This window comes from Streptomyces sp. NPDC004561 (assembly GCF_053602155.1).
Window position 1 is genome coordinate 1 of record NZ_JBSGDB010000912.1, and the last position, 1,331, is coordinate 1,331.

The window sequence follows — 1,331 nt, forward strand, 5'->3', positions numbered from 1 at the left end:
GGAGCTTGGCGGGGGAGGGGTTGGTGCCCAGGAAGTCGCTGGCCCGGCGGCCGCCCGCCAGCCCGCGCCGAGCTCGACGAGGCCACCGGCGGCCGCCCGCTGTACCTCACCCGCATCGACGTGCACTCGGCCGTCGTCACCACCGCCCTGCTGGACATGGTCCCCGGCGACCTGCCCCGGGAGGACGCCCCGCTCACCCGGGACGCCCACCACGCCGTACGGGAGGCCGCCCTCGGGGCCATCACACCCGCCCAGCGGGCCGAGGCCCAGCGCACCGCCCTGGCCCGCGCGGCGTCCCTCGGCATCGGCTCGGTGCACGAGTGCGGCGGCCCGCAGATCTCCTCCGAGGACGACTTCACCTCCCTGCTCCGGCTCGCCGCCGAGCTGCCCGGCCCCCGCGTCGTCGGCTACTGGGCCGAGCAGAACGTCGACAGGGCGAGGGAAGTGGGCGCCGTCGGCGCCGCGGGCGACCTGTTCGCCGACGGCGCCCTCGGCTCGCACACCGCCTGCCTGCACGAGCCGTACGCCGACGCCGGCCACGCAGGCACCGCCTACCTGGACGCCGACGCCGTCGCCGCCCATGTCGTGGCCTGCACCGAGGCGGGCCTCCAGGCGGGCTTCCACGCCATCGGCGACGCCGCCGTGACCGCCGTCGTGGCGGGCGTGCGCGCCGCCGCCGAGAAGATCGGCCTCGCCCGGATCCGCGCCGCCCGGCACCGCGTCGAGCACGCCGAGATGCTCACCCCCGAGACCATCGCCGGCTTCGCCGAGCTGGGCCTGACCGCCTCCGTGCAGCCCGCCTTCGACGCGCTGTGGGGCGGCGAGGACGGCATGTACGCCCGGCGGCTCGGCGCCGACCGGGCCCGCACCCTCAACCCCTTCGCCGCCCTGCTCCGCTCCGGCGTGCCGCTCGCGTTCGGCTCCGACAGCCCCGTCACCCCGCTCGACCCGTGGGGCACGGTCCGCGCCGCCGCCTTCCACCGCACGCCCGAGCACCGGGTCTCCGTGCGCGCCGCCTTCACGGCGCACACGCGCGGCGGCTGGCGGGCGGTCGGCCGGGACGACGCGGGAGCCCTGGTGCCGGGCGCGCCCGCCGACTACGCCGTCTGGAGCACCGACGAGCTGGTCGTCCAGGCCCCCGACGACCGGGTGGCCCGCTGGTCGACGGACCCGCGCTCGGGCACCCCGGGCCTGCCCGATCTCACCCCGGGCCGCGACCTGCCGGTCTGCCTGCGCACCGTGGTCGGCGGGCGGACGGGGTTGGATGGGGGGGGGGGGTGGTCTGCGGGGGGGGCGGGGGGGGCGGGGGCGCCCCCCCCCCGCCCCCCCCC

At 79.0% G+C, this 1,331-nt stretch carries 1 protein-coding gene; it reads left to right on the forward strand.

Translation table 11 applies throughout. The features are described 5' to 3' along the window. Positions 1 to 1,331, forward strand: a 1,331-nt coding sequence (locus tag ACWEN3_RS46635) for an amidohydrolase (RefSeq protein WP_452984522.1), incomplete at both ends; no start/stop codon positions are given.